Raw genomic sequence first — 3,928 nt, forward strand, 5'->3', positions numbered from 1 at the left:
TCCCGGTGTGGTTACATCGGCAAAAGTCGGTGTCACACTTGCATCACACGCATCGGTTGCGGTTGGTGTAGTAAACGCTGGTGCTGCAGGACACTCAACAGAACTTGGTGCAGGCAATGCAGAAAGCACTGGAGCTGTATTATCCGTCACACTGATGGTTTGTGAAACAGGAATAGCATCGTTACCGCAATCATCGGTAGCGTTCCAGGTTCTGGTCACAGAGTATTCCTGTGGACAACTTCCCGGTGTGGTCTCATCGGTAAAAGTCGGTGTCACACTCAAATCACAAAAATCTGAAGCTGTCGGTGTTGCAAATACAGGCGTAGCCGGACACTCAACAGAACTTGGTGGAGGCAATGCTGAAATCACAGGAGCAGTGACATCCGTACACAAATTCAACTGAAAAGGTGCTCCAGGAAAATCCTTTAATTCTGATTGACCGGAAGAACCGGAAGTTCTGGTTCTTACAAACAAGGTACTAATTGCAAAACAAGGATCATTCCCTCCAAAAATTTGAGTTATATTAACAGCCCCTTCTGCCCATTGATTTGCAGCATACGCCCATAAATTAGGATTGGTGGAAATAGGAGCTTGATTATAAACAGGATAAGGCACTATGGTTTGTCCTGTATTATTAGTACCATAAACAGTCCCAGTAGGAGGGGTGATTGGGTCACCATAAGAAGTTCCATTCCATTGTCTAACAACAACATTTGCGGATACCCCACCTTGGGTAAACTCAATGGTTATTAAAAGATCGCCAGGCCAACGCCCGCTAGGAGTACCCGCCTCAGAGCTAAAAGTCCCAAAACCAAACCCTTTTGCGTCAGTTCCTGTCACAGTCATGGTTAACCGTTTTTGAAGAATCTCAAAATCGATATAACTGCTCCCTTCAGTTACTTGACGGTCTGCAGCGAAAATCAGCCATAAATCGTCAGGGTTTCCAAATGCACCAGTAACACCATCTCCACCACGAATAGATCCGTTACCACGAGTAAAATGAGCAATTGCATTTTGAATTTCATTTTTGTTTGGTGAAGAACCCACCCCCCAGGTATAAGAGCTTACGGGATCATTGATCTTATTGCTACTGGTGAAAGTAGTTGGATCATTATTTGTGATATTATCTCTGAAAAAAGTGGTGTTAGGATAAACATAGAAATTAGCTGGTAATGGTCCATCCGGATAAGTGTAAGCTGGTGGGCTAGGTACAAATATCCCCCCTGGATCAGCTGTGATAAGAGCTGTCGTATTCTCAAATAGAAAGTCTCCCCAAGCTGTATTATCACCGGGAAACTTAACAAAAGCATTTCCATCAATAGCAAACCCTCCCAAAGGGGCTGCCACTGGCGCTCTTCCTAGAATGTTTTGGGCATTCGTGGTATATGCTGTCATTAAAATTGCCGCCATCATAATAGGCAAAACAAACGACTGTCGCCAACAATTGAGCCATAGTTTAGACAGTTGATGAATAGGAATTACATTGTTAATACATGAGAAACCTGCACTGAAACAGCAGGGAAAAGTGTAGCAATAGTCACGTACACTTTTTATCGTATAAAAAATAGTATTTTTCATAATATTATGGTTTTAAGACCATAATTATTAATAAGGAAGCATCAGTAGATATCGGGTTTCCGAAAAACTAAAGTGTGCTGTTTCATATAGTGTAGTTTAATACCATAAAAATTAGATAAAAAAAGGAAATTTACAGATTTGGGAAATAAATCCTAAGAAATAAACCCTCTTCAAAAAAGACATGAAGCATCCCGCTACAAAAGAACTTCCTATTGTGGGAAACAATACTAAATTCTTTTATCAACCAAAAAATCGTTAAAAAAAATAAAACAGTGATTTTAAAATAGTTACAACAATAACCGAAAAAAGGAAAACCAGAAAGTTTACTGATTTGGAATATAAAACTTGAGGTACTACAACCACCTCCGTAAACACATTTACGAAGTACTCCATCATCAAAAGGATATTCTATTGTGGGGAACAATAACCAATTCTTTTATTAACCAGATAGTTGCTAAAGAGCAAACTTAAAAACTCTAATTAAAACAATTAGTATTGAATTTTATAAAAGTAGGACTAAACAAAAGTTTTCAAACTTGGGGGGAAAACTTGTACAAAAACAATCCCCTTCATAAAAATTAATTTTATGAAGTACCCCATCTCCAAAGGCAATTCTGTTAAAAAAAACATAACAACAAATCCCTTTGTTAACTAAACAGTTGCTTTGCAAGCAACCTAAAAATATCTTAAAAATTAATCACTATTAAAAGTAATCCATTAACACAGAAGAGGGGGGAAGGTTAACAAAAAAATCGATAAAATTCATTTTTTTACCGACTAACTACCTACTAACCAAGAAAACTATTACGTAAAACAGAGTATTTTAAAAATATTATTTTACGCGTTAAATTATTGATTTTCAACTTATTAGCTGTTTTATTGTTAACATTTATATAGAATAAAATCCTTTTAAATATAGCTTCGCTTTTTTTAAAAGGATTTTATTCTAGTTTTTAACCCTTCACGTTTGTTATTCTACTCCATTTTTATCCTAGAATACGAAGCAGTATATGCTGCGACCCATTCTTGCGTACAATCTGTTTTGGGTCCACACGATAGGATAGCAATCGGGAGCGGCTGTTTTTAAAACACATGCGTTTGCCCTGTTCCAAAATTCAAAAAAGTCCTAATTATTCTTGAAATTTATACTATAAAAAAGGATGAAAATAAGAGTCCTATTTGATTTTTATTTCAAAACAATCCTTTTATATCTATCTCCTTATTTCTTTATTCAATGGCAAAATAAATACTGTCTCTTCTTGTTCTATCGTAGGGTACAGCAAAAAAAAAGCATCCGTTTTGTGCAGATGCTTTTTGATTAAAATTATTTGTTTAATTATCTAGAAGAAATTACTTTTTTCACACTACTACCTCTATTGGTAGAAATTTTCACAATGTAAACTTGCTCTTGACCTGTATATAAAAGCTCTAGAAGAACCTCTTTGTTCAAATAAGCATTGTCATCATGCTTAGTATATACCACAATTCCTTTTACATTAAATACCTCAATTTTTACATCAGTGACATAATCAAAATTATATCTGATGGTCAATTGATCTTTGAAAGGTACAGGATACACAGAGAATGAAGCCGATTTTGAAGTCGAAGTCGACCCATCAATTGATGTGGTCGCTGGGGTTCCTCCTAAAGGACATCCTGAATTATTAAGTTTATCCAATTGGCTAGCCAATATTCCAGGTCCACTTCCTCCAGCTAAATAAGCCGCATTAACGGCATCTATTACTGATTGAGTGTTGTTAGAATAAGGCGCTGGGAAATCAACTTCATCGCTACAAGCATTCAATAATGCAGCGACACCCTGACGAGCTAAATTATAAATACCGCCTCCACCTAAGTTAAGTGCTTGTATTAAAGATAAATTAGCAAGATTCGATGGTGCATTTACAAACACACTACCAAACAACATTGAAGGAGTATAAGAAGAACACCATCTATCAGTATGGTTTTTCCAATATCCTAAAGTACAACCTTCATTACATGCAAGTACTATAATGCTTTGACTGACTGAAGCTGATGTATTACCACAAGCGTCTGTAGCGGTCCAGGTTTTTGTGAAAGTAACTGACCCATCCACATTAACTATCGTAACAATACCTAAGTCATTTATAGTTGGATTAGAATCACAACTATCGCTTGCTGTAGGAATGCCAAAGACTGGTATTACATCACATGCGACTGTTTGAGCAGATGGACTGGTAAGAGTCGGCGGTGAAACATCCTGAACATTGATCGTTTGTGAAGAGGTGGTGAAATTTCCACAATCATCAGTAGCAGTCCAAGTTCTGGTCACACTATAATTACCGGCACAGTTGCCATCGGTTCTTACATC

2 protein-coding genes (1 of these 2 running past the window's edge) are annotated in these 3,928 nt (G+C 37.0%); both read right to left on the reverse strand.

Annotation, left to right across the window (positions count from 1 at the left end; genetic code table 11):
• On the reverse strand, positions 1-1,578 hold the 5' portion of the coding sequence (locus FNW52_RS19185) for a T9SS type A sorting domain-containing protein (RefSeq protein WP_143379087.1). Its footprint begins 1,230 nt before the window's first position; only the first 1,578 of its 2,808 coding nucleotides appear in the window; its start codon is at positions 1,576-1,578; its stop codon lies beyond the left edge, outside the window.
• 1,336 nt (positions 1,579-2,914) lie between these two features.
• A partial coding sequence (locus tag FNW52_RS19190; protein ID WP_143379088.1) for a T9SS type A sorting domain-containing protein occupies positions 2,915-3,928 on the reverse strand: 1,014 nt, incomplete at its 5' end.

The sequence above is a fragment of the Flavobacterium sp. ZT3R18 genome, assembly GCF_007097385.1.
Classification (GTDB): Bacteria; Bacteroidota; Bacteroidia; order Flavobacteriales; family Flavobacteriaceae; genus Flavobacterium.